Here is a 26111-nt window from a genome sequence, read left to right as displayed (position 1 = left end):
GCTATTTTTATCCTTTTATTATAATATGAGCTTGGTGGATTTAGCCCCTCCCCTTGAATTAAGGGGAGGGGTGGGGTAGAGAAAAAAAATTATAACTTTTTATCCCACCATACCCGCGTGTCCAGCGTATTGGGACCCTGCCGCGTGATGGCTTCGTTCAGTTTGCCGGAGTTAACAACGATCTCACTATCAGGATAGGGGAGTCGACGGATGAAATCACCTTTGACTTCAGAGCCGGGGTAGGGGTTCTTTTTCAGCGCCGGGAAACCACTACGTCGGAAATTGGCCCACGATTCGTTGCCATCCAGGAAGCTGGCGACCCAGTACTGCGTATTGATCTGATCCAGGGCTTTCGTCGCATCGAGCGGATGGGCGTCCAGATACGCTTTGATTGAGGCTTCAGGAATGGTTGATCCGTATGACGCCATCTGCTCCAGATTGGCCCGAATGCCTCTGGCGTAGTAATCAGCGGCTGTGCCGGTTACCCAACCTTTCGTGGCGGCTTCGGCCAGTAAAAGCAGGGTTTGGGCATACGTAACGTGAAATTCGGGCGCATCCAATTTCAAGACGGTGTTCAGATTCACCTGCGTGTAATCCCACAGGCTCACTACGTTGTTAGCGGCAAACGTAGAGGAGATCGATACGTCGTTGTAACCCATCGGCATACCCACCTGCACCGCCGGATCAGACGAAGCCCGTCCTGATACCTGCTCCTGACCACCTTTGGCGCCAACATAACGAACCGCAAAAATGGGCAGACGTGGATCACTGTTGGCTTTCAGGTAATCGACAAAGGGAGCCGCCAGGTAAAAATTGGTTTTTTCGCGGGCTTGTAAGTGGTTGGCAATGTAGTTGTTAAATGTAGATGTGTGCCGGAGAATTGAGTTGTCGGCGTTTGACTGAAATACGCCACCTGTTACTGCTTTCTTGACGTAGGTTTCGGCCATGGCGGGGTCAACTTTAGTCAGGCGCATGGCGGCACGTAACATAAACGAATAGCCCAGTTTTTTCCACTTCGCTACGTCGCCACCGTATAAAATATCGGTCACAACCGGAGACTGAGTTGTTGTCAGGGCTGCCGACGCTTCATCCAGTTCCTTCAGAATGTCCTTATAAATATCCTGCTGGGCGTCGTATTTAGGGACAATAATCTCGGTAGTGTACCCTTGTCCCGCTTCCGAATAAGGAACATCGCCGTACGTATCGGTCAGAAGCATGTAAGCATACGCTTTCCAGATACGGGCTGCCTGATACGTATTGACCTGCAAAGGGTCGGATTTGGTTTGATCCAGCACCGATACGAGCTGCTTCACTACGTTGCGGTACATATTCTGCCACACCAACGGTGTATTGCCACTGTTCACCTGATCGTAGTTTCCGCCCGATAATGAGCTGCCATACGGCGTAATGATCTGTTGTACAATGCCGAAATTGTAGCAGAGCATACCCAGCGTACCAAACCCGTCGAGGTAGTTGGTATTGATGATCGCCTTATTGAGCACCATCGACGGAGCCAGCGACGTGGGGTCGACCTTGTTGGTATTAATTTCGGTAAGGCCATCATCGCAACCCGTAAGAAAGCTCACGGAGAGGAGTAAGGTGAAGGCGTATTTTATAGTTGCTTTCATGATTTTCATGTTTTTTAGTTTCCTGTCATTCCGACGCCAGGAGGAATCTTAGGGTGAGAAAATTCTACTGCTAACGAAGATGCCTCATTCCTCGGAATGACAGAAAGTTAGAATCGAACATTTAGGTTGAAGCCCATGGTGCGGGTTGGGGGTAGCCCAGGCCAGAAATCGAGCCCAACGGAGTTGTCCGATGAAACATTGGCTTCTTCTGGGTCCATGTTTTCAGTCCATTTCTTGATGATCAATACGTTGTTGGCTACAGCGCTTAGTTTCAGTCCTTTGATAAAGAGACTGGGTGGGAGTAGTTTAGTGAAATCATAGCCTAGTGTAATTTGCCGCAGTTTCCAGAAACCAGCATTATTTACAAAATCTTCGTGAATGCCCAGCGGGTTGAGCGATTCGTAGAAGGGTTGTACAGCCGCTCTGGTTTTGTTGACTTCCCCGTTAGGATTCACACCGTCGCCGATGACGTAGCCCACATCCCGGCCTGGCAATGTCCGCTTCGACAGACCGTGGCGCAGGTAGTTGATGTTGCGCCCGGTAATCATTTTGTGGCCCAGTTTGAAATCAATCAGGACCGATAACGATATGCCTTTGAACGTAAACGTATTGGTGATTCCGCCGAAGTAGGTAGGCAATGCATTTCCCACATTCACCAACGTATTGTTACGTAGTGGCATGCCGCTGTTCTGATCGAATACTTTCCGACCCTGGGAGTCGCGCAGATACATGAACGTGTACAACTGCCCGATGGGCTTGCCCACCACCTGATTCAACACCCGACCACTGCCACCACTTACTGTAATGACAGTGTCGTTGGGCGACAAACCAAGTTGCAGTACTTTCGACGTATTGTACGATGCGTTGGCATTGACATCCCAGCGGAAATTTGTCGACACGATAGGTGAGAAGTTCAGCGCCACTTCGAGCCCCTGGTTCATGCTACGTCCTACGTTGATCAGCTTATTGGTGTAGGAGGAAGCATCCGAAATCTGGGCCGCCAGAATCTGGTCGTTGGTCGTTTTGTGATAATACGTAAAGTCGAAACCCAGTTTGTTATTGAACAGCTTCAATTCCAGACCAACTTCGGCTTCCTGAATTCGGAGCGGGCGCAGGTTTTTATTCGGAACTGTTGCCACGTTAATGCCACCAACGGGCACCAACTGACCCGCTGGATTCGGGAATGAATTGTTATCGACCTGATAGTATAAGGCGTTTGAATAAGGGTTTACATTGTCTGATCCCACCTGTGCGTAGGCTGCCCGGATTTTTCCAAATGATATCCACGCGGGTAGGTTTTCAAACGCCTGAGAGAATACGAAACTACCGGTTAAGGACGGGTAAAGAATACTCCGGTTCGCTGGAGCCAGGGTTGAGAACCAGTCGTTACGTGCCGTTGCGGTCAGGAATAAGTAATCGTTGTAGGAGACAGTAGCTGATCCGTACAGCGAGTTAATTTTCTTTTCCGAGAGGCTGTAAATGGGGTTTTTGATACGTCCATTGGCAACGGTATACAGACCCGGTTGTACGAAATCCTGTACGGTTACACTGTTGTAATCGTTACGAGCGTAGCGGGTATTTCCGCCTAGCGTTACGTCGACACCAATCTTCCCAAAGGTTTTGTTACCACCCAGAATGAAGTCGATGTTCCGTTCGGTATTCTGGCGCACATCCTGTGTATAGGAACCGTTTACGTAGCCGGTTGGCGCTTTAGCGATGGGTGCGTATCCATTCGGAATGTTGTAATCCTGATTCCGGATGTAGTAGTCCTGCGCAATACGTCCCTGTAGATACAGCCAGTCCGTGAACTGGTATTTGAGGGCAATATTGCCAAAGATCCGGTCGCGCAGAACATTCTCGAAGTGATAATTCATGGAGTAATACGGATTGTTCCGGACCAGGAATCGCGCGAACGAAAACTCGTCGCCGTTGGGCAGAACCTGATTATCCCGCAGCGCCTGAAAAGGCATGGAGTTCGCCAGGGTGAAGACGACCGTCGAAACCGAAAAATCCTGTGCGTTCAACTGGGGCGGGTTAACGTTGTTCTCCTTGGAGTAATTAATGTTTCCTGAAACGGTCAATTTACTATTGATGTTTTGCGAAAAGCCCAGGTTGATCACCTTCCGATTAAAGGTATTGTTCTCCATAATACCCTTGTTATCGGTGTTGCTTAATGAGAGGCTAAAGCCGCCATTCTGGCCATTGTTGGCCAGGGTTACTGTATTAGTGAAGTTAGTACCCGTGCGGTAGAACTGCTTCACCCGATTGTAGACCGGTTCGTATGGATAGGTCTGGTTTTCGAACAGCGTTTGCGTCATACCCGGTTGAAACTTCTCGCCAAAACTCCACACACCCGATTGCGGTCTGGTGGTGGTGGGGCGTATGCCCCCTTCACCCTGCCCGTATTCGTACTGGAAATCGGTATAATCCTGTGCCGTTTCGGTGGTGAAGTTGGTGTTATACGTAACACCAAACCCCTTGCCCGCACCCCGACTTTTCGTGGTAATCATCACAACGCCGTCTTTGGCACGAGAACCGTAGAGTGCGGCAGCCGTGCCGCCTTTCAAAACGGTCATTGTTTCAATATCGTCGGGGTTGATGCTACTCAGCCCATCGCCACCATCGGAGTTATTCATGGCGCGGGAACCATAGTCGCCACCAAGCGAGTAGTTGGAATTATCGATGGGAACGCCGTTCACAACGATCAGTGGGTTGTTCTGCCCGCTGAACGACGACTGACCACGGATACGAATTTTAGCTGTTCCGGCTGGACCCGACCCCATACTGGTGATATTTACACCGGCCATTTTACCCTGCAAACCACTCACGAAATTGTTGGTGCGGTTTACAGAAATCTGATCAGCGTTAACGGTAGCCGTGGCATAACCCAGCGTTTTGGCCTCTCGCTTGATACCGAGCGCTGTAACGATTACTTCGTCAATAGCTTTTGCATCTTCGGCCAGCGTTACATTAATGACAGAGCGGTTATTAACCGCAACCGTCTGGCTCACGTAGCTGATGTAGGAAAACACCAACGAGCCAGTTGTTGGTACGTTAATCGAGTAGTTACCTTCGGCATCGGTAGCCGTACCGGTCGATGTACCGCCCACGACAACATTCACGCCAGGAAGTCCCTGGTTATCCCTTCCGGTTACTTTGCCGGTCACCTTATTGCCTTGCCCAAACGCCAGGCAACAGCATAAAAAGGGATAAAGTAGAAGAAGAATTAGAGCTTTATTCATGGACAAAATTGGTTAAGGGTTCTAGGAAAAGGCAAATCACTCTGTATATATCAATGATTAATATTGGTATAGTTTAATTTTATGAAGGATATGAAAACAGCTTGCCTAACCAGCGGAAGCTGATGTTTGGTAACTATTTACGTTGGCTTGTTTAGGTTATTTTCGTTGACGCCTGGTACGCCAGCCCGGTCGGAAAGCCAGGCGTCAACGTAGCGCGGGTCTGTCCGGCGTTTGGGTTCATTTGCGCCAGTCAGTCCCTTACCAGTTATGAATAGCGCCGTCAGGGCTTTTCAGAATTGGGTGCGGGAACTGCGTTTTAGCAGTTACTTCCATCACGAACGTTGCTTTCTTGGGGTCGAATTTGACGCCCAATCCCGGACTCGGATTCAGGTATAACTTGCCATTCTTAAAGTTTATAAAATCCTCGTTGAAGTAGGCTGGTCGCTCCGGTTCGCCACCACCCAGTTCCATCAGGCAGCGGTTAGGGCTGCTGGAGCCCAATACGTGCACCAGCGCTGCGGTAGATAGCGGTCCTGTGAAGTGCGGAATCATACCAACGTAGTGCGTCTCGCAAAGGGAAGCTATCTTTTTGAATTCGCCAATGCCGCCCGTGTTTGGCAACGTAATACGGGTATAGTCGATCAGGCGTTGCTCAATGAACTCATTAATGTCCCACCGATCACCGAATTGCTCCCCAACCGCGATAGGTACATTCGTCATCTGACGTACCGTTTTGTAGACTGCCGGATTTTCAGACCGAACGATATCCTCGACGAAATAGGGCTCCAGATTTTCCAGCGCCTTGCAGATTTTAATACCCTCCGTCAAGTCAAAGCGCGTATGCAAATCAAGCGCCCATTTGCCACCACCGCCTACGGCCGAGTCGATACGTTTGCAGAATTCGATGGTCTTTTTGGCGTTATCGTAGAAGTCAAACGGCTGATCACCATTGCCGCCGGTTGGACCAATCCGATAGGCCCGTAAACCCGCTTCGATACAATCTCTGGCCCGATCTTCCTCATTTTTGGCCTTCGATGCCCGGAAGCCCGTGGCGTAGCATTCTACATAATCGCGGGTGGCGCCCCCCAGCAGCTCATAAACCGGTACGCCTAATGCTTTCCCTTTAATGTCCCACAGCGCCATTTCCAGGGCACCCAGGGCGTGAAGTTTTTCCCGGCCCGGTGGATAAAACATGCCCCGGTACACATTCTGCCAGAGGTGTTCGACTCGAAACGGATCTTCGCCAATAATCATCTGCGCACATTGCTCGATCATGTCTTTTGATCCCCCTTCACCAATACCGATGATGCCGCCGTCGGTTTCGATTTCGACTATTCCGCGCGCCTGATTAAACAGCGGTTTGTTGTAGCCGGGAGCCGCATAATACCTGATTTTAGTGATTTTTAATTTTGGGGCAGCGGCAAGAGTTTGCGCGATGGGCAGACCAGCCCAGACGGCAGTCGAACTGACTAAAGCGGATTTAAGAAAGTTTCTGCGTTGCATGTAGCGTTAAGGGTAAGAATAGTCAAGTTAACGTTCGGCTTAATCGTTTAAGCAATTGGGTAAAACTAGTTGTTTACAAGAGATTTTGTTTTTGAAGAAGCGCGTATGATTAATTCTGCTTCCATAAGTATCTGGGATGGTTCTGCCTGAGGCTCCTTTAATTTTTTGACTAACAATTCAACCGCTGTCTGGCCCAAAAGCCCAATTGGCTGTTTCAAATATGTTATCGGACAGTAGTAAAGGTCAAATGCTTCTGCCTGTCCGAAACTAACAATGGCCAAATCACCCGGAACATTTAATCGTAATTCATTTATGTATTTCAACCCATTGATCGCCAGGCTATATGTTGCAAAAATCAGTGCGTCGACCGGTTGTTCGGACGCCATCATTTCATCAATAGCTGCTTTCACACCTTGTTCGATGGCGCTGATACGTACTCGTTTTAACCAGTGCTCCTGAAACGGTATATGATTATCCGTCAACGCTTCTACATAGCCTCTTATCCGCTCCTGCATGTGGAAAAGCTGCGAATCGTAGGCAATCATTCCAATGCGTTTATACCCGTTTTTTACTAAGTGCACGCCCGCATTATAGGCTGCTTTATAATGATTGGTGGATACGAAATCGGTTTGTATAGCTGGAAAATACCGGTCTAATAAAACGAAGGGTATTTTCTTGTCTTTTAGATATTGAACCTGCTCCTGTGAATCTTCGGCCGAAACAATGATAAAACCATCGACCTGCCGGTTAATCAATACGTTCAATAAATCCCGTGATTTTTCGGCGTTTTCGTCTGAACTACCAATAATCACGGTATATCCATGTCGTTTTGCTTCGTCTTCTACTACCCGGGCGATGTTCGCAAAAAACGGGTTTGAAATATCGGCGATAATTAATCCGATGGTATGCGTCTTACCACTTCGTAAGCTTTTTGCCAGGTGATTGGGCTGGTACCCTAACTCACTGGCTATCTGTTTGATTTTACCAGCGATTTCCTGTCCAACCCGGCTCTCTTTTTCTTTCCCATTCAAGACATAAGACACGAGCGCCATAGAAACGCCTGCTCGCTGCGCTATATCCTTTAACGAAGTTTTTTTAGCACTCATCCATTAATTATTGCGCCCAAATCTATGCTTAATCCTTTAAACAAAAAAGAATTTGATAAATTTTTTTAATGTTTTTTTAACAAATAATGCAATTTTCAGGAATGGTTACCTTTATGCTTCGCTGATAAGGTAATAAGTAGACCTATTGATTCAGGCAGTAGTGAAGGGGAGGCACTAAGGGACTGGAAGTATGAAGATGCTTGAGGGAAAAAACTTTACACGGACACGCCAGAAAGGGCATGGAAAAGCCCCAGCTGGCCATTATGGCTGGCTGGTAGTTCTATTCCTCTTATTACACTATATGGGTTGTAATAAGAGGAACGAGTATAGCTGTCAGCAGGAAGGTTACGCGACTTTCTTTACGTCAATCGCATTGGGCCCTTTTGGGGTTGAGGTAAGGCCAAACGTTACTTTGTCCTGCTCATTGATTGGCTCAGTCAGGGCATTAATATGCACGAATATGCTTGCCTGCGTCTGTAGGTCTTTAATAAAGCCATATCCCTTCGAGGCATTAAAGAAGGTCACCACGCCCTGGTGGATCACATCCTGAGCCGGACCACTTTCCACTTTGGCGGCACCAAGCTGGATATCTTCCTCGTTTATTTGTCTCTTTCGTCGGGGATCAGGAGGAGTGTTCGTAATGTTGCCATTTTCGTCCACATAAGCCAACATCTCATCGAGCGACTGGCCCTTTTGGGCATTCGCTTTCCGATCCTCTTTCTTCTCCTGCTTATCTTTTCTCTTTTTCTGTCTTAACTTTTCTTTTTCCTTTTTATTAAATGTTTCCATTGGTCGTGTTTATTCTCGTGGGCGTATCATGGCTGAAAGCGTCATGACTTTATATCGAGAAGGAGGCCCTAGTACTATCGAGTAGTCTGATTTATATAGTGAAAAATCATATCCTCACTTAATGAACCATAGGTAACGGATATAAGTTGTCTACTGACGTAAACTTTTCAAATTTCGTTTCGCAATGGACAATTTCATTGCTATTCTTCAGTTTTCTGGCGTCATAACTGAAGATACGTAACGATTCTATTGTTAACGTATATTCCTTGGAATCACGTTGCTTTATGGGGAGAAGCAAGCCGATCCGGACGGCTACGTAAAAGCAACCCGTCGCCAACACTTACCCGTTTATTGAGTTGTCTATTCGAGCAGTTATCAGTGAATAGCTGCTTTTTCAGCATAACCTTGTGTTCCTATGACTATAGAACTGTATGACGCCCCCGCAAAGGCTAATCAATCCGGGCACCCTGAATCCCCTATCTCAAATATCCAGGGCGAACTCCCCAACGAAGAACCTACGCTCGACTTTGGCGACTTATTAGGCAGTTTCGATTCTCGGGAAGAAGCTATTGCATTCATCAAAGACCAGTTAGCAGAGCAAAGTCAGGAAGTGACCGACAGCCACAGCGCTCCCTTCGACGAATATACGCACGTCGAATGGTTGACCTTCACCACGCGAACGGCCGACCAGCAAACCCAGAATAAGAGCTATTATCTGGTTACGGACGAAGGCTATTGATTGGTTCTTCCAGGTTAAGTGTCAAGGTCAAGGATAATTTTGCCAGTGTGCTCGCTGCTTTCCATCAACGCTTGTGCCTGTGCTGCTTCAGCTAGGGGAAAGGTTCGATAAATAAGTGGTTTGAGCTGACCGTCAGTCAGTAGAGGCCACACCTGCTTTTCGACATCGGCGGTCAAAGCCGCTTTAAAATCGTCGTCACGGGGTTTGAGCATACTACCGCTGATGGTGATCCGCTTTTGCATCAGTGTTGGAATATGAATCTGGCTATCGGCTCCCTGCATCGAATTGATAAACATCAGCCGACTGTCCAGGGCCATCAGACGCAGGTTTTTGGGTGTATACTCACCGCCAACCATATCGAGAATGACGTTAATCTCTATACCAGATAGAGCCTTTTCAAAGTCCTCTTTTTTGTAGTTGATACATTTTATTGCGCCAAGCTGTTCGCAAACCGCCCGTTTCTCATCACTGCCCGCGGTGGCATACGCATTGGCTCCGAAGGCTTTAGCTAATTGAATCGCTGTTACGCCAATGCCACTACTGCCGCCGTGGACCAGAAAATTTTCGCCTTGTCTTAAGTGTCCCCATTGAAAAACCGTTGACCAGACTGTCAATACCGTTTCGGGTAAGGAGGCCGCTTCTACAAAAGTTAGATTCGATGGTACAGGCAGGCAATGCCGTTCGTCGACCGCTACATATTCAGCATAGCCACCACCTTTCAGGAGCGCACATACCGCATCGCCCACCTGCCAGCGACTGACATTGGAACCACACTTTTCGATAACACCGGCCACTTCAAGGCCCGGAATCTGGCCCCTTGGATCGCTTCCGTAACCGCCCTGCCGCTGGTGAATATCGCTTCGATTCACGCCAGCCGCGTGAACCCGTATAAGAACTTGTCCGGCCTGAGGTTGTGGGGTAGCGTGTTCCTGAAGTTGAAGAACAGAGCCATCGCCGGGACGGGTTATAATCATTGCTTTCATCCGTTGATAACCACCGATACCTGGGTTTTGTCAGAAAAATAAAGGAACGTATCGCCGGACGAATAACTATTTTGTCTGAAAATTGGTAGTTTATGAACAAGGATAAACCACATGAATAATGACTGAATCCAACCAACCTGTCGCCGATACAACCTCCGCACTACGTAAGCAATTGATCTCTCTACTGACCGGAAGCAACGCACATAAATCGTTTGATGCGGCTATCAAGGATTTACCAACCGAGCTGCGGGGCGTTAAACCGGATAAACTGCCGTATAGCATCTGGCAAATCGTTGACCATATTCGTATCGTTCAGGAGGATATTCTCGATTTTTCCCGCAATCCGAACTATCAGTCACGCCCCTGGCCAGACAGCTACTGGACGAAGGACGTAGCGCCTACAGAAGAGGACTGGCAGCAGGCGCTGAAACAGATTCGGGAAGATCGTGCGGCAATTGTGACGCTAATCAACGATCCCGAGCCTGATTTTTATACGCCTTTTGCGCACGGTGATGGACAAAATCTGCTTCGTGAAATCCTGCTTGTCGCCGATCATACCGCCTACCATGTTGGAGAAATCATCATTATTCGCCGGTTGCTCGATGCGTGGAATTGATACGTTCAGTGAAAGGCTGTCAGTGAAATGGTATGCATGCCATCAACGTAGTGGTACGAAACACCAATGTTGTAGCTGTCGCAGATTTGCTTGACAATGGCTAACCCCAGCCCAACAGAATCGGGCCCGGTACTTTCCTTTTTGAATCGCTCAAAAAGCCGTTCCGGGTCCGTTGTTAACAGCCCACCCGTATTGCTTAAACTGAGTTGATTGTTCGTCGAGGTCAGCTTTATTTGTCCGCCCGCCTGGTTATGCTTGATGGCATTGCTAACCAGATTCGTGACTAAACTATCGGCCAGCGATGCAGGCAGTAATACGTCGAACGGCGCTGTTAGTTGTTCGCTCACAGTCAGGTGTTTATGGGTAAGGACTTCCTCCATGTCCTGCAATTTCTCGATCAGCAACTGCGTGAAATTTATTTGTTGGACATCGTTAAATTGCCGGTTTTCAATCTTCGCTAATAGCAGTAACCCCTGATTCAACCGCGCGATACGTCGGGAGGCCTGATAGATGCTGTCGATCCAGTTCATCTGGACTTCCGTCAACTGTTTCGTTTGAATGAGTTGCTCGACCTTGGCGTTGATAAGCGCCAGTGGAGTCTGCATTTCGTGCGACGCGTTTTCAGTAAACTCTTTCAGACTGCTGTAGTCCTGCCGCATTTTGTCGGCCATTTTCTGGAGTACTTCATTCAGTTCCGTAAATTCCGTGATTTCTGATTTATCCAGTTCCAGGGGCTTGTCACTGGCCAGATCGAAAAATTTAAGCCGGGCCAACGTATTGTAGAAGGGGTTCCAGAGTCGGCCCGAAAGTTTTCCCTGAAACCAGAATGAACCCAGCAGCAGCAAGCCCAGAAAAACGATCATAACAACCGTAATGACTTCGATAAGCCGGTAGGTCTGAATCAGCGATTTACGGATCGACACCCGGTGCATGACGCCCTGAATGGGTTCGTAGAAGGTCAACTGGCGAAAGGGCGCCAGTTCGTTATCGTACCGATTCTGAATCAATGTGTCGGTGAATACTTCCCGCTGAAATTTACTGCCCCGGGCAGGCACAACCACAATCTTGTTCTCGACAAAGTAAGGGATGGTCGACCAGGAATTGTGCATTCGTACGTATTCTTCAAAATCCCGCTTTTCGACCCGTAACCGGTTTTCGACTTCGTCGTAAATGACCATGCGGATAATCTGATAAAACGACACGGCCGTTAACAGATAGATAACCAGCGAGAACGCCAGATAAATCCGGTTGGTTTTGGTGAGCAGTTTCAAGGCATACTGAATTTATAGCCGATGCCGTAGATGGATTGAACATAGTCGGCGGCCCCTTTTTCCAGCAACTTTCGACGCAGGTTTTTAATGTGCGAATACACAATATCGAACGAATCGGCGGAGTCGATGTTGTCGCCCCAAAGATGCTCGGCAATGGAGGCTTTGGTTAGTGCTACGTCGATGTTGGACAGAAAATAGAGCAGCAAATCATACTCTTTCCGTGATAGTGTCGTGGGCTGCCCATTCACAAACACATTGCGGGTATGCGGCACGACCCGAATCTCCTGAAACCGGATTTCGGTATGCCCGCCAAACTGCCGCCGACGTAGCAGCGACTTAACGCGGGCATTCAACTCCGACAAATGGAACGGCTTGGTCAGGTAGTCATCGGAGCCTATTTCCAGGCCTTTTAATTTGTCTTCCAGGGCGTTACGTGCCGATATGATGATGACGCCCGTAGTAGCCGTCAGGCGTTTAAGGGTCTCAATTATCTGGAATCCGTTCCCATCGGGCAGTGTTAAATCGACAATGATGCAGTCATAGTTGTACAGGTGAATTTTCTCTTCGGCCTCCCCGAACGTAGTGGCCGTTTCGCAGATGTACCCATCCTGCACCATGTAGTCAGTTATACTCTCGGCCAGCCCTTTCTCATCCTCTACGACCAGTACTTTCATCGTATTCTTCGCGCTAATGTATCGCTAAAGTAGCGGTCAATGTTGGAAAAATTTGGGATGTCCTGCCAATCGGAGTTTGTGCCGTTCCTTTCGTTTCCGCTTGGTTTTGCCGAGTGCAACGTAACGTTTACTTCCATGTCAAACCGGCTGTACTGAACTCAATCTGCCTGGTGCCCTGGGCGTAAAATTCAACGTCAATGACCATTTTGTTCGATGCTTTGATCTTCCTGATCAGCTTCTGGACCTCATCGAAAAAGATAACGTTAGCACTCCCGTTTTCAGCAGCCGAGAAGGTATACGTAGCGGCTGATTCATTGTCAAACCGGATGCGGGCATTGCCTCCCTGAAAACTGCGGTTAAACTGCCCATTCGACACCCGTAGGAACAACGTCGTGTTGTCGTCCCGTTTCCGGATTGACAACGTAGCGGTTGATCCAGCTTCGTAAGGGAAACCGAATTTAAGGGAATCGGGCGAAGTGATTGACGCTCTGGAAACCGTTCCCCCGATTTTGTCGGATTTGTTTTCGTACGTCCACGTAGTGACGAGGGGAGAGGGCGCTCGTTTGGCTGCCGGTTTACTTGGTATGGCTTCGGCAAGCTGGGAAGCGCTGGGTGCTACGTTCGTTTGAACCGTATCGACCTTTGCCGACTGACTGGTTTTTTTTTCATTCGAACAACCGAAAAGAACAGTAAGGGTAAGTAGATAAAAGGCGTCTTTCATGCCAGAATGAGTACGTTCAGATTAAAAAGTTTTAAACACAGAGCCACGGAGAACACGGAGTTAACCTACTTTTTTAAACTCTGTGTTCTCCGTGGCTCTGTGTTTAAAATAATAACTTATTTCGATAACTGTGTGTCGGCAAAATAAGTCATTGCTTTTTGTAAAAAGACGGTGTATTCAGGATTTTCCTGACCGTTCTGGCTCGTATACCGTGGATCATCTACATAAAGCTGTGCCAATCCTATGTAGGCTTCGGCCATGTTTTTGTTCCGGCAAACAGCCTCACCCCAGAACCCACGAATGTTGGCGTAGTGACGCGCGATCTGCTGCTGCACTACGTTGCTGGTCGGATCTAGCTGCGTCATGCCTGCCAACGTTTTAGCAATATCCTGCTGGTCCGCTTTTAGTTGTTCAAAACCCGTTTTACCCAATTGACGCAGGTTATGTTCGCTGGCTTCCACCTCCTTTGTACTGTATTTCTCTATTGCTTCCTGGCGATACGTCTGTCCCGTAGGAAAGCCTTCGTATAGTTCTTCGTTCGTTACCATAACTCGTTCTCCCTTTAAAGTTGAAATAGTTTTGTCAATCGTAGCCAGCAACGTAGTGATCCTGTATTGTCGAGCCTGAAGGGCCAGTTTATGGCTTTCCAGCGCAGTTATCGGATTGAAATCCGGGTCTTTAAGAATACGGGAAATTTCGCTGAGCGAAAAGTCCAGTTCCTTGTAAAAGAGAATCTGCTGTAGTCGGATCAGCTCGTTTTCGCCATACAGCCGGTACCTGGCCTCGGTACGGACGGATGGTTTCAACAGCCCCAGACGATCATAGTGGTGCAGTGTGCGCACACTAACACCCGCCAGTTTCGCCAGATTATTGACCGAATAGTATCGCATAAACGCTGCCTGTTTTGATTGACGAACCAAATGTAGGCTATGACGTAGGGGGAGAGTCAAGAGAAAGTTGCACTTTTTCAAAAAGGCCTGATGTGATTCATCGACGTTTTAGAACAGTTTATCACATGAAATCGACAGTTGATCAATTTGTCATGGCGCAGTGCTAATGTATACACCATTTTTGTATCATCCTTCCACCTGGAACTACGTATACCATGAAATTCAAACACTGTTTACTGCTTAGTGTCTTTCTTTCTTCTTTGCTAATCGGTACCCTGCTGTCTTTCAGTATGAAAGCGCAGAATAAGGTTATCGCAGAAGCACATCAACTTCACAAATAAGCCACAGTAAATACACTCATTCCACCACCATCACTACACATAAACGTTTGTTAACAGTCGTGTCTCAGTCTTGAACCGGGGCACGACTGTTTATTTTTCCAGTACTACGTATCAGTAAGCAACTGATTTTGGCAGGCGATTGACGAGCCAAAGTAAAAACAGCGCGTTGAAAATTAAGGTGAAGGGAATAACGGAGATATTTTTGAAAAACAGAATGATCGCCCATTCGGAGGTTTGATCAGAGATGATCTGGCGGGATTTCAACGTAATGTACAGGCAGGTCTCGTAGGCAATGTGATTGATCAATACGTTAAACAGGAAAGCGATGATCAAAAACACGACAAAATTGATCAGCATCGCGAACCATTTCTTCCGCACGTTTTGAGTCGCTACCCGCCAACTCTGCTTACGTGCCTGTTTATTGGTGAAAAGCTGCATTAGCCGATTGGCACCCGTTCTGACGTTGGTTAGTCCCAGCGCATAAAAAAATAGCAGAATGCGGGCACCCTCAATCACCATTTCAAGCAACGTGTGAGACAACGGACTGACCGGACCGAATGCCCGCAGCTGAATGGCCCGCCCAAATGCAGCGACCAGTCCCAATCCAAAAATGATTAAAAAGTGCTTTTTGACAAACCGGATTGTCTGAATCGTCCAATCCAGTACGTGCAGGAGTTCTGGAGAAGATACAGTCATGGTGCGATGTTCGGTTGAAAAGGAGTTACTAGCGACGTAATTTACGAAGTAATAACTTGAAAACCAGTAGATTGATGGTTAATTAAATTCACTTTCCAGGCTTGGCAAATGAGCCGAACGACACGCCAATTTTTACGCCACCCCAGCGGTGAGGCATGCCCGTCTCAAATTCCCGGGTGAGCAGCGACTGGTAATATTCCAGATACAGGTTTTTGTAGCGAAAAACAGCCCCAATGTTCGCCTGGAACGTTGTGCGCGCCAGCTGGTCGGCTGGAATTACGTAGGGGCTGCTTCGATTGAATAGACCACCTTGCAGGGTAGCATCATAACCGACTACACTAACCAGCGGTTGAGCATACACATACAGTTGCAGCGGTAACCGTCGATTGGACGGAGTAGTACCAAATGGTGAATCGAACCGGCCCGCCATTACCACAAGCCCCGTTTGCAATCGATCCGCGAATGTACCAACCTGGGCCTGCGCATTGGCACTGATGGACAGCGCATGGCGATAGGCATAAAGTTGTTTTTCGAAGTTGAGATTATAATTCAGAATGACATCGTTGCGAATCTGATACTGCCAGCCATGTGGTTCAACCCCGTTGATGAGCCGATGAATGGCGGCCTGCATGTCGCCCGCAAACGCAACCGGCCCCACCATGCCCGTACTCAACACCGACGACACCCTGATCCGGCGTAACGTATCGGTTGATATACTGAACGTTTTGAGCAGAATACAACCTGCAAACGGGCGGTCGCCCACCAGAATGACATCGCTCTGGATAATAGTTGGGGTAAAGCCGAAATGCTCGAACGCCAGACCGTATTTAACTTGATTACCTCTGGCCTTTATGAGCAGCTTCGTAAGTAGATTTTTTCGGAGCGCCGGATTGACGACTTCAAAGTTGTAGCCCTGGGTATAGTAATAGTCTGTAGCCGTGAAATAATCGTTATCGTAGTGAAGACGGACGTAGCTATCCTGGCTCATTTGCCGAAATGAGGCCGTGTTATCGATACGTTGCGCTATAGTCAACACGGGAACCAACCACCCTAAAACAGCTAAACAGGTTTTAATTTTCTGCATGATAAGCTATCTACGCCTATCCTGTGGCAGCGGATTGATTGGCGCACAAGAACGCTTACCGGCTATCAAAGTTTTATCCCTTGAATCAGCATAGATGTCTTGACCGACTGCTCCTTTAAGTGCAAAAACTGTTTACGGCTTTCGTCGCGGCTAAACGCGTGGAAGTCCTGCTCGTTGTCAAACTCGACCAGGTGGATTTCGTAAGGTTTGTCAATCTCGTGTTCGATATACGCGTCGTCGGTGGGCCGTATACGTAGTAAAAGCCGCCCTTTATATTTCTCGATGAGCGGAATGGCAATATCTTCAAACTGATGGAAGACGGCCTCCTGCCCTTCATTGATATAGATTAACTGAGTGAGGTAAATCATATTTCTATAATAGCTTATATTCTATTAATTAGGCTGCTTAGTTGCTTTCAGGATTTACATCTTATCGCTGGGAAATTACCCACATGAAGCAAACTATAAACCCGCTTTATATCCCGATACAGTACTATTTTCCATTTTGAAGTATGGATTTCAAAATTTCAACTTTTGAAAATAATTCGTCGTATGTAAGCACATAAACATCTTTTAAGTTCTGCCTATATAGTTCAAAAGCTTCTACCTTAATATCATGTGAATACAGTTCCTTGTTAAAGTTCCCAATTGTCAATAAAGCTCTCGGGTTGATGACTTCAAAAACATCTTTTCTGTCTGCCATTTGTATTGAGACATAATTCTGTTGGAGTTGATGCTTGTAATTAAGTGTTTGGCTTATAGCACCTGTCATTTCACTCGACATTGAATATGTCTGCCGATATTCTCCTCCTAAAATTTCAGTACAAGGAGTTTTTAATTCAACAATTACAACATTGGAAGAAAATTTATTTTTATATATTATATCAACAAGGTTAGCTCCTTTGTTATCAATAGTTTTTCCGCCCACGTAAGCCTTCTCCTTGTACAGAAGAACTGGGGCAGCAAAGATTTGTGATATTATCCATGAATACTCCGTCAATGTAGTTTGCCAAAACTCCTCACTACAATTATTCTTATTTTCTTTCCATATTTCCACTATTTTATTAATTTGAGAAATCCCTGCAACGGTGCTGAGTTCTTTGAGAGTATCAATATCGAGTGAATTTAGCTGCTCAATGATTGGTTCAGTGTTTTTTTGTTGGAAAATCCATTCAACAACATCTTTTACTAAGTTGAGTCCTCCTTGCTGAACAATACGTTTATAATTATCTGCATCCTCCAATATTTCACTAATTGTATCGCCAAGTTCTGATTGTGATATAGTTGAGAATTTCTCATAGTCATTTTTTTCAATGAGGCCATAAGATTTTCTTTCCTGCTTTTCATATGAGCGAAAATTTGTAATAAAGGTTTCCAATAGATTGATTTCATCAATATTCTCATCATCAAGAGTAAATGTTCGCTCCTCTTGGTGTTCCCACCCTCCCTTAAATTTCTTGTAAGACTTTAAGGTCAAAACATTATGATGATGTTCTTTTGTTTCCCGGTCAAGTATTTCATGAATTATAGCAAATTTATAAGTTTGAGGTCCTTCTTTTATAAAACAACTCTGTGTCTTGCCGACATTGGGATTGTTTTTGCTAAAGTTCCTTTCGATTTCAGCCTTAACCTGTTCTGGTGTCGTCTCCGCAGAAAAGTCAAATACTCTACTTGCTGTCACTGCCATATTAGAATAGAAGATTATACTTAAATATCTGTAACGCACAAAAAACTTACCAAGTCGTGGCTTATCCAGTATCAACTACAAAAAACTTGACTTTCAGTACATTCTACCTGTCGCCTAAACGCTGTATTTTTAGCAATTTTGGAATATACATCCAATGGGAATAAGGGCTTGTAAAATCTTAGTTAACTCAATTTTATGAAGTATTTTTAACCTTTGTATCCTCGTTTGATTGGGTTATGGAGGCTTTTTAAATGAAAATTGCGAATTTAGATTAACAATACTGTTCTACTTTCCAGTCGCTTATATTTCGCTGAACTAAATTGCAGCCAATACCAATAAGAAATATTTCTTTTCTTTTGATTAAATATTTTTCAAAATACTTCTGTCCTTTGATTTGATTTAAAGCAATATTGGAGTTAGTTGTTTTAAATTCCATTATTATGATTTTTGTGTCTAGCTCAATCAATGAATCTATACGACCTATGTTTGTTTCATCTTCACTTATTATTGCAAAGCCAAGAGTTTTAAGTAAAACATGAACACTGGTATGGAAATACGCTTCTGTAACTTTTATATTATATGATAAACTGGCGAAAATAGACTTTACATCCTCAAAGAATTGATCAAATTCTCCGTCAATTAAGAGTTGTTTCATTTTGTCATTTAGATTGTACTTTGATATTTCTGTCTTTATTTTTGGTAATGGTAGCCAAGCAATATGCCTTGCAACCTTCTTGTCGACTTGTGCAAACTTCGAGACTAAACCTTCGATTAAATTTTTTTCTTTACTATAATCAGATTCTAGCTTGTTTAAATGTTTTCCTTTTATTAAGATCTGGTAAGAACAGATTGCCCAATCTTCAAATTCAAGGGCTGCTAAATCTTCGAAAAATTCCTCAATCTCAGATTCTCTAATAATTTCAGCCGAGATATTTCTTCTATATCAACTAAATACCCAAAAACTTCTTCTTTTAAATTCATATACAATTCGCTTTAATCACGCATAACAATTAGAACGTTTCTTTAAGCAAGTAAACACCCTAAACTTATTTTGTCTTGTCTAGCAAAAGTATTACGCTATAACAAGTTAGTTACTTAACGAGCCGTAAATCTGTCGCCGAAAAGATGGCATAAATATTTTATCTTTAAACCCATTAAGCCCTTAACGTAGTAAAGGACGAAAAACTACTGAACCTTATCATTGAATGAATCAGCGAGAAATAGTTTGCTGTTAAGCCTCCAGGCTAGCACTTTGTCTCCTCTTAAAAAAGAGCCCTCTTCTCTGCAAGCTACCCCTTTCCCCAAATACCTTTCCCAAACTTTATTAAGCGGCTAAAAACAGGGTAATCTTTCTGCCAAATACCCACTTTCCCAAATGTTTCCAAAATTGAGATCGTGTTTTGTACACACTTGACCGGGAGTCAATCTAAGCACGGTCAAGTTGTTGTGGATGAAAAACGCACATTTTCAATGTTACGCACAACGGCCGCCAACCGATTCTGTGTTCCGAAGAAAAACAGCTCTGTTGCTGCTCGGCACGGGGCTACTCACGTTTCAGGCATCGGGGCAGTCACTCAACCTCAATCAGGTAGTTGAACAGAGCGTTCGGCAATACCCGTTTCTGAAAGCCAAACAGGCCGAAATCAGTAGTGCCGAACGACGGGTGGCTGCCAGCCGGACGGAGTTTCTGCCAAACATGATTGTTCAGGATCAATACAATTATGCCACCAGCAACAGCCTGAACGGCTCGTTTTTTCCGAACGAAGGCACAAATATTTCTACGTCGGGTGGCGTTCGGGCGACCAACGTTTCGCAGGCTAGTTTCGGTAGTTTTACCAGTGCGTCCATCGAATGGCGGGCCATTACGTTCGGGCGGGTGAAAGCGAACGTAGCGGTGGCCAATGCCGATCTCCAGCGCAGTCGGGTTGACTACGAAAACGAGATTTTTCAGCACCAGGTCCGCACGATCGATTCGTATTTACAACTCCTCATTAATCAGAAACTGGTTCAGATTCAGCGGAGTAATCTGGAGCGGGCGCAGACGTTCAAACGCGTGGTCGATTCGGGCGTCCGGTCGGGCATGAAGGCGGGGGTGGATAGTTCACTGGCTACGGCCGAAGCCGTTCGCGCCCGGCTGCTGCTCCTCGAAAGTCAGCAGCAGGAACAGGTTCAGCGGTTGCGACTGTCGGAACTGACGGGCCAACTTCAGGCGAATATGCAGGTCGACAGCATGCAGTTCTATACAAGTCTTCCGAACGGTACGTTCCTGTCTGACTCACTCTCTCCGAAAAACCCAGCGTTACGACTTTTTCAGTCGCAGATCAATCTGTCAGCAGCCCGCAGTCTGGCCACGCAGCGGTCGGGTATGCCGACTATTTCGCTGGTTGGGGTTGGCAATGCGCGCGGTTCGGGCTTTTCCAATCAGGGGGATATTTTCCAGAGCAATCAGATCAATGGCCTTGGGTATCAGGTATCAAACTACCTGGTGGGCGTAGTCGCCCGATGGAATCTGACCAATATGCTACGTAGTCGGCAGGATTACCACGCCGATCTTTTTCAGGTGGAACGCTCACGGCAGTTGTTCAATACGCAACGGCTACAAATCACCCGCCAGTATCAGGAAGCCGAAACCCAATATCAGGTGGCGCTGGAGCAGGCCCGGCAGGCACCGATTCAGTTACGGGCCGCCCGGCAAGCGTATAATCAGGCAAAATCGCGCTACGAAAGCGGCCTGGCCGATCTGATAACGCTGCTTCAAACGGTTGTAACGCTCAACCGGGCGGAAGTCGATGGCTACGTAGCAACCAGCAACGTCTGGCGTTATTTGCTCCTGAAATCTGCCGCCGATGGCGATCTGTCACTGTTTATGAATCAGGTAAAATAAGTCGATAATCTTCAGTTGATAGTCGTTTGTGAAAAAGCGACACGAGCTATGGACTGAGGACTACTGACTAACGACTAAAAAATTATGTACAACATCATTCGTTCTGCGTTGCGAAAACCCATTTCGGTGGTCGTGGCCGTTATGGGGCTTCTGTTTTTTTCGGTCATGTCGTTGTTTACCATTCCGGTCGACATTTTTCCGAACCTCGATCTGCCGACGATCTACGTCGTACAGCCCTACGGCGGTATGGCGCCTGATCAGATGGACGGCTTCATTGCGACCCGCTATCAGGATCACTTCCTGTACGTATCGGGTATCCGCGACATCGACGTGAAAACCATTCAGGGGTTGTCGCTGATCAAACTCTCGTTCTATCCCGGCACCGATATGGCCCAGGCCGCGGCTGAGGTTGCCAACAACGTATCACGCGCCAAAGCCTACATGCCGGAGGGTACCGTGCCGCCCCAGGTGGTTCGCTTCGATGCCAGCTCGGTGCCGGTGGGCCAACTGGTTTTCGAAAGCCCAAGCCGCTCACTGAACGAAATTCAGGATTATGCGTCGTCGCGGGTGCGGCCGATGTTCTCCCGGATTGCGGGCGTTTCTAGCCCTCCGCCGTTCGGGGGTAACCAGCGGACGGTCATTGTCAAGGTAAATCCGCAACTGGTACGTAGCTATCAGCTAACACCCGAGGAGGTCATTAAGTCGATTGTCGCCAATAACCAGCCATCGCCCGCGGGCAACATTCGTATCGGCGAGAAAACTTTAATGACGCCAGTAAACTCATTAGTGAAACGGCCCGAAGATTTCCTTAACATTCCCATTCGCGTTGGTTCAGGCCCAACCGTATTCGTGCGTGACATTGCTACGGTTGAAGATGGTGCCGACGTAACGGTGGGCTACGCCCTTGTGAATGGTCGTCGGGCGGTGTACATTCCGGTGGTGAAAAAATCGGACGCGTCCACGCTCGACGTTGTGAACAACATCCGCAAAGCCCTGCCTGAACTTCGGGCAGCCGTGCCGGAAGATGTCAAGATCTCTTACGAATTTGACCAATCGGTCTACGTAACAAACTCGTTGAAAAGTCTGGTTACGGAAGGCATTCTCGGTGCGGTATTAACAGGCCTGATGGTGTTGCTTTTCCTGCGCGACTGGCGTAGTGTGATCATTGTGGTACTAACCATCCCTATTTCGATTCTATCGGCGGTGATCATGCTCAATCTGGCGGGGCAGACGATCAACATCATGACCCTGTCGGGACTGGCGCTGGCCATCGGAATTCTGGTCGACCAGGCCACGGTATCGATTGAAAATGTTCATCAGCACCTGGAAATGGGCAAACCCAAAGCGGTGGCAATCTGGGATGCCTGCAAAGAAATCGTTTTTCCTGAATTCCTGATTCTGCTGTCGATCCTGGCCGTCTTTGCCCCCGCGTTCGTGATGAGTGGCGTACCGCGTTCGATGTTTCTGCCACTGTCGCTTTCCGTGGGTTTTGCCATGATTGCGTCCTTCCTGCTCTCGCAGACATTCGTGCCCGTGATGGCAAACTGGTTGCTGAAAAGTCATCCCGCCCACGAAGCGCCAACATTGGCACTCGATGCGAACGAACGGCACATGATTGAGGATGAAGGCGCTCATCCGGTAAAGAATGCCACTGGTTTTGATAAATTTAAACAACGGTATTCGTCATTTCTCGACCGGATTCTGAACATCCGGGGCGTGGTAGTTGGCGGGTATCTGATTGGTAGCCTGGCGATTATCGTCGTCTGCTTCCTGTCGATCGGAACGGATATTCTGCCGCATGGCAATAGTCACCAGTTTCAGATGCGCCTTCGTATTCCCGATGGAACGCGGGTTGAACGTACCGAAACCGCTACGTTGAAAGTGCTGGATATTCTGAAAGAGACGGTTGGTAAGGATAATGTCGAAATCTCGTCGGCTTATGTCGGTACAGTGCCGTCCAGCTATGGTACGTCGAACATTTTCGTGTTCAACAGTGGGCCGCATGAGGCTGTGTTGCAGGTGTCGTTGAAGGAAGAGCATCCCGTGAAGATGGACGATCTGAAAGAAGAGCTTCGGACACGTATTGCCAAGGCCTTACCAACGGCCAGCATCTCGTTTGAGCCCATCGAGCTGACTGAAAAGATCATGAGCCAGGGCGCTTCGACGCCCATTGAAGTGACCGTAGCGGCTAAAGACATCGCTGAAGCCGGGCGGTTTGCCAACAAGATTCGGGAGCGCATGGCAAAGATTGATTTCCTGCGCGATGTGCAGATTGCGCAGCCATTGGCATACCCGGTTCTGAACGTAACAATGAATCGCGAACGCGCTGGACAACTGGGCGTTACGTCGACGCAGGTAGCCCGGTCGATGGTGGCCGCTACGTCGTCAAGCCGCTTTACCGACAAAAATCTTTGGCTCGATGAGTCGAAAGGACTGGCGTATCAGGTGCAGGTGCAGATTCCTGAATACCAGATGGGCAGCGCCAGCGACATTGGCAATATTCCGCTCAAAAGTGGTGAAATGCACCCGCTACTGTCGGATGTAGCGACCTTCTCGGAAGGAACGGCACCGGGTGAATACGACCGCGCTGGTCCAAATCGACTGGTAACGATCACAGCTAATTTGCAGAAAAAAGATTTGGGTACGGCGCAGAAAGCCGTTGAAAATGCCATTAAAGAAGCGGGCGAACCACCACGGGGTGTACTCGTTGAAATGGGCGGCCAGACGAATCTGTTAACCGATACGCTCAGCAGTTTGCAAACGGGTCTGCTGGTAGCCATTATCATTATCTTCCTGCTGCTGGCCGCTAACTATCAGTCGTTTAAATTGTCGCTGGTTATTCTGGCGGCTATCCCAGCGGTGGTTGCCGGGGCCTTATTGATGCTTCTGGCCTGCGGTGCTACGTTGAATCTGCAATCGTACATGGGTTTGATTATGTCGGTGGGTGTGTCGGTGGCCAACGCCATTCTGATGGTGACCAATGCGGAAAACCTGCGGCTGGAAATCGGGGATACGCGAAAGGCGGTGGTTCTGGCGGCCAACAGCCGGATTCGCCCGATCCTGATGACCAGTATCGCGATGATTGCCGGGATGGTACCGATGGCATCGGGTCTTGGCGAAGGGGGCGACCAGATTGCCCCGCTGGGTCAGGCCGTAATTGGTGGATTGATTGCCTCGACGCTGGCCTCGCTGCTGATTCTGCCCTGCATCTTCACGCAGCTTCAGGCGAAAGCCGCCATTCAATCCGTATCGCTCGACCCGGAAGATCCGGAAAGCAAATACTATCATCCGGAAATGAGCCCCAGTGTTTAAACAGCTCTCAGCCATTGTTCCTCGTCAACTTTCAACGGAAACAACCATGACTTCCCCAATCATTATTCGTGCTTTCAATCTTTCGCTCTTTCACTCTTTGTGCCAGAAGAAACCGTTTTTTAACTTGATCGGGTCGGCCTCTCTTGCCGTTGGCATGGCAGCCTGTTCGACGGCCAGTAGCGATAACAAACCCGCCGAAAAAGCGCCTGAAATCCAGCAGGTTGACGTATCGACTGTCCAGGCGTTGCAACCCAGCAAGCAGGTCACGCTTCCGGGTGAACTGAAACCCTGGAATCGGGTAAATATGTATGCCAAAGTGAAAGGCTTCGTGCGGGATATTTCGGTCGATCGGGGCACACAGGTCCGCAAAGGGCAGGTGCTCGCCCGACTCGACGCCCCCGAAGTAATCTCGGAACTGAGTCAGGCGCAGGCTCAGCTACAGGCGCAGGAGGCTACGCTGGTCGAACAAACGACGCGTGCCCGTGCCAGTCGGTTAACGTACCAGCGATTGCTGCAAACGGCAAAAATGGAAGGTGCGGTTTCGTTGAACGAGATCGACCAGGCGCAGGCTAAAATGCAGGCCGACAGCGCGATGGTAGCCGTAGCGAAGGGAACCGTGCAGGCTGCCCGCTCGAATTATCAGGCCAAAACCGAACTCCGGCAGTACCTCACCATCACGGCCCCGTTCGATGGGATGGTAATCGAGCGGAACATCAGCCCCGGTGCGCTGGTTGGGGCGGGGGATAGCGGCAAACCGTTATTTGTGCTGGAAGACAGCCGGACACTACGTCTGACGGTAGCCATACCTGAAACATTCGCCAATCAGTTAAAGACAAAAAGTGCGGTTTCGTTCACGGTTAACGCTATGCCCAATCGCCATTTCAACGCAAAACTGGCCCGTTCTGCCCAAAGTCTGGTGGAAGCTAACCGCGCGATGATGGCTGAGTTCGACGTAGCTAATCCCAGCCACGAACTGAAAGCTGGTATGTATGCCGACGTACTGATGCCGATTGAACGAACGGGTAAAACGATGTTCGTTCCCACAACCTCTGTGGTGAGTTCGAGCGAAAAGATGTTCGTGATCAAAGTGAACGACAAGCGCGCGCAATGGGTGTCGGTGCAGAAAGGCAACGTAGTGGATAGTCTGGTGGAAGTGTTCGGCGATTTGCAGGCGGGTACGACGATCGTCAAGAAAGCATCCGAAGAAATTCGGGATGGTCAGGAAGTAAAAGCAGTAGCGAAGAAGTAATTCTAATCGACTATATGATTAACGGACAAGCCGAAAGTTTATAACTTTCGGCTTGTTATCTTTTATAGACATTTAGCAAGCCACAAATCACCAAAACATGCAGTCAGATCAGTTAGTGAAGCAAATTGAATTTCTTAAAGAGATCGATAAGCTTAAATACATCCAACGTAAAACGAAACTGTTTAACAGCGACAGAAACGAGAATGACGCCGAGCATAGCTGGCATTTAGCGATGATGGCGATTATTCTGGCCCAGCACTCCAATACAACGATCGACCTGTTGAAAGTGCTGAAAATGCTCCTGATCCACGATATTGTGGAGATCGATGCGGGCGACACGTTCATATACGATACGCAAAAAAGCCATACCAACACGGACCAAGAACGCCTGGCTGCCGAACGTATTTTCGGGCTATTGCCCGCCGAACAGGCCGCCGAATACATGGGCATATGGGAGGAATTTGAGGAGAGTCAAACAGACGAAGCGAAGTTTGCCCGGTCAATGGATCGATTGGAACCGTTACTTCAAAATGCGTCTAATAATGGCGGTACGTGGCAGGAATTCGATGTTGATTATGCTAAAGTTTACGAAAAGAAACAGGTGATCCAAAACGGATCTACGGCCATTTGGGAATACGCCGAACAAGTCCTGAACGATAGCGTTGAGCGAGGTATCCTGAAGAAAAACAGGTAAATA

General features: G+C 47.7%; 21 protein-coding genes. 6 read left to right on the top strand and 15 right to left on the bottom strand.

The window, feature by feature from the left end:
* Positions 1-89: 89 nt before the first annotated feature.
* The 5 genes from BM202_RS02730 to BM202_RS02710 form a co-directional block, all read right to left on the bottom strand.
* Entirely contained in the window at positions 90-1628 is a 1539-nt protein-coding gene (locus BM202_RS02730; protein WP_093823617.1) for a SusD/RagB family nutrient-binding outer membrane lipoprotein, read from the bottom strand.
* A gap of 107 nt (positions 1629-1735) precedes the next feature.
* On the bottom strand, positions 1736-4870 hold the full coding sequence (locus BM202_RS02725) for a SusC/RagA family TonB-linked outer membrane protein (protein ID WP_093822915.1): 3135 nt from the start codon (positions 4868-4870) through the stop codon (positions 1736-1738).
* Between the two features lie 258 nt (positions 4871-5128).
* Positions 5129-6373, bottom strand: a complete 1245-nt coding sequence (locus BM202_RS02720) for a mandelate racemase/muconate lactonizing enzyme family protein (protein ID WP_093822914.1) — start codon at positions 6371-6373, stop codon at positions 5129-5131.
* 65 nt (positions 6374-6438) lie between these two features.
* The gene (locus tag BM202_RS02715) at positions 6439-7479 is read right to left on the bottom strand and encodes a LacI family DNA-binding transcriptional regulator (protein ID WP_093822913.1); all 1041 of its coding nucleotides are present in this window, start codon (positions 7477-7479) and stop codon (positions 6439-6441) included.
* 345 nt (positions 7480-7824) lie between these two features.
* Complete coding sequence (locus BM202_RS02710; RefSeq protein WP_093822912.1) at positions 7825-8268, bottom strand: cold-shock protein; 444 nt, start codon at positions 8266-8268, stop codon at positions 7825-7827.
* Positions 8269-8683: 415 nt separating this feature from the next.
* Between BM202_RS02710 and BM202_RS02705 the strand changes: the two genes are divergently transcribed.
* Positions 8684-9007: a hypothetical protein gene (locus tag BM202_RS02705; RefSeq protein WP_093822911.1), complete on the top strand. Its 324-nt coding sequence runs from the start codon at positions 8684-8686 to the stop codon at positions 9005-9007.
* A gap of 14 nt (positions 9008-9021) precedes the next feature.
* On the opposite strand, the gene BM202_RS02700 is transcribed toward BM202_RS02705, so the two are convergent.
* Positions 9022-9990 (bottom strand): NAD(P)H-quinone oxidoreductase, encoded by a 969-nt coding sequence (locus BM202_RS02700; RefSeq protein ID WP_093822910.1) that lies wholly within the window; start codon positions 9988-9990, stop codon positions 9022-9024.
* 118 nt (positions 9991-10108) lie between these two features.
* Here BM202_RS02700 and BM202_RS02695 point away from each other — a divergent pair, with 118 nt between their 5' ends.
* Positions 10109-10606 carry a DinB family protein gene (locus tag BM202_RS02695; protein ID WP_093822909.1) on the top strand — a complete coding sequence of 166 codons (498 nt, stop codon included), beginning with the start codon at positions 10109-10111 and terminating at the stop codon, positions 10604-10606.
* A gap of 5 nt (positions 10607-10611) precedes the next feature.
* Here the strand turns inward: BM202_RS02695 and BM202_RS02690 are convergent, their stop codons facing one another.
* The 9 genes from BM202_RS02690 to BM202_RS02650 form a co-directional block, all read right to left on the bottom strand.
* Positions 10612-11877, bottom strand: coding sequence for a sensor histidine kinase (locus BM202_RS02690; protein ID WP_093822908.1), 1266 nt, complete (start codon positions 11875-11877; stop codon positions 10612-10614).
* Positions 11874-12551: a response regulator transcription factor gene (locus tag BM202_RS02685; protein ID WP_093822907.1), complete on the bottom strand. Its 678-nt coding sequence runs from the start codon at positions 12549-12551 to the stop codon at positions 11874-11876. The genes BM202_RS02690 and BM202_RS02685 overlap by 4 nt, the downstream gene beginning before the upstream one ends.
* Positions 12552-12678: 127 nt before the next feature.
* A complete protein-coding gene (locus BM202_RS02680; protein ID WP_093822906.1) occupies positions 12679-13272 on the bottom strand; it encodes a hypothetical protein in 594 nt (197 codons plus the stop codon).
* 116 nt (positions 13273-13388) lie between these two features.
* Positions 13389-14162, bottom strand: a complete 774-nt coding sequence (locus BM202_RS02675; RefSeq protein ID WP_093822905.1) for a MerR family transcriptional regulator — start codon at positions 14160-14162, stop codon at positions 13389-13391.
* Between the two features lie 452 nt (positions 14163-14614).
* Positions 14615-15199 carry a hypothetical protein gene (locus BM202_RS02670; RefSeq protein WP_093822904.1) on the bottom strand — a complete coding sequence of 195 codons (585 nt, stop codon included), beginning with the start codon at positions 15197-15199 and terminating at the stop codon, positions 14615-14617.
* 88 nt (positions 15200-15287) lie between these two features.
* Positions 15288-16283 carry a lipid A deacylase LpxR family protein gene (locus tag BM202_RS02665; RefSeq protein WP_093822903.1) on the bottom strand — a complete coding sequence of 332 codons (996 nt, stop codon included), beginning with the start codon at positions 16281-16283 and terminating at the stop codon, positions 15288-15290.
* A gap of 65 nt (positions 16284-16348) precedes the next feature.
* The gene (locus tag BM202_RS02660; protein WP_093822902.1) at positions 16349-16651 is read right to left on the bottom strand and encodes a DUF1330 domain-containing protein; all 303 of its coding nucleotides are present in this window, start codon (positions 16649-16651) and stop codon (positions 16349-16351) included.
* A 124-nt stretch (positions 16652-16775) separates the two neighbouring features.
* Entirely contained in the window at positions 16776-17969 is a 1194-nt protein-coding gene (locus BM202_RS02655; RefSeq protein ID WP_093822901.1) for a Shedu anti-phage system protein SduA domain-containing protein, read from the bottom strand.
* A 271-nt stretch (positions 17970-18240) separates the two neighbouring features.
* Positions 18241-18624, bottom strand: coding sequence for a PD-(D/E)XK nuclease domain-containing protein (locus BM202_RS02650; protein ID WP_093822900.1), 384 nt, complete (start codon positions 18622-18624; stop codon positions 18241-18243).
* 795 nt (positions 18625-19419) lie between these two features.
* Here BM202_RS02650 and BM202_RS02645 point away from each other — a divergent pair.
* The 4 genes from BM202_RS02645 (at position 19420) to BM202_RS02630 (ending at position 26108) form a co-directional block, all read left to right on the top strand.
* Positions 19420-20853, top strand: coding sequence for a TolC family protein (locus BM202_RS02645; protein WP_093822899.1), 1434 nt, complete (start codon positions 19420-19422; stop codon positions 20851-20853).
* Positions 20854-20937: 84 nt separating this feature from the next.
* Positions 20938-24165 (top strand): efflux RND transporter permease subunit, encoded by a 3228-nt coding sequence (locus BM202_RS02640; protein ID WP_093822898.1) that lies wholly within the window; start codon positions 20938-20940, stop codon positions 24163-24165.
* Positions 24166-24211: 46 nt separating this feature from the next.
* Complete coding sequence (locus tag BM202_RS02635) at positions 24212-25414, top strand: efflux RND transporter periplasmic adaptor subunit (RefSeq protein ID WP_093822897.1); 1203 nt, start codon at positions 24212-24214, stop codon at positions 25412-25414.
* A gap of 97 nt (positions 25415-25511) precedes the next feature.
* Positions 25512-26108 (top strand): HD domain-containing protein, encoded by a 597-nt coding sequence (locus BM202_RS02630; RefSeq protein ID WP_093822896.1) that lies wholly within the window; start codon positions 25512-25514, stop codon positions 26106-26108.
* The last annotated feature ends 3 nt before the right edge of the window (positions 26109-26111 follow it).

The sequence above is a fragment of the Spirosoma endophyticum genome (assembly GCF_900112365.1).
In the GTDB taxonomy this organism is placed as follows: Bacteria; Bacteroidota; Bacteroidia; order Cytophagales; family Spirosomataceae; genus Spirosoma; species Spirosoma endophyticum.
The sequence above is the reverse complement of the archived record's forward strand: the minus strand, read 5'-3'. Positions and strand labels throughout refer to the sequence as shown.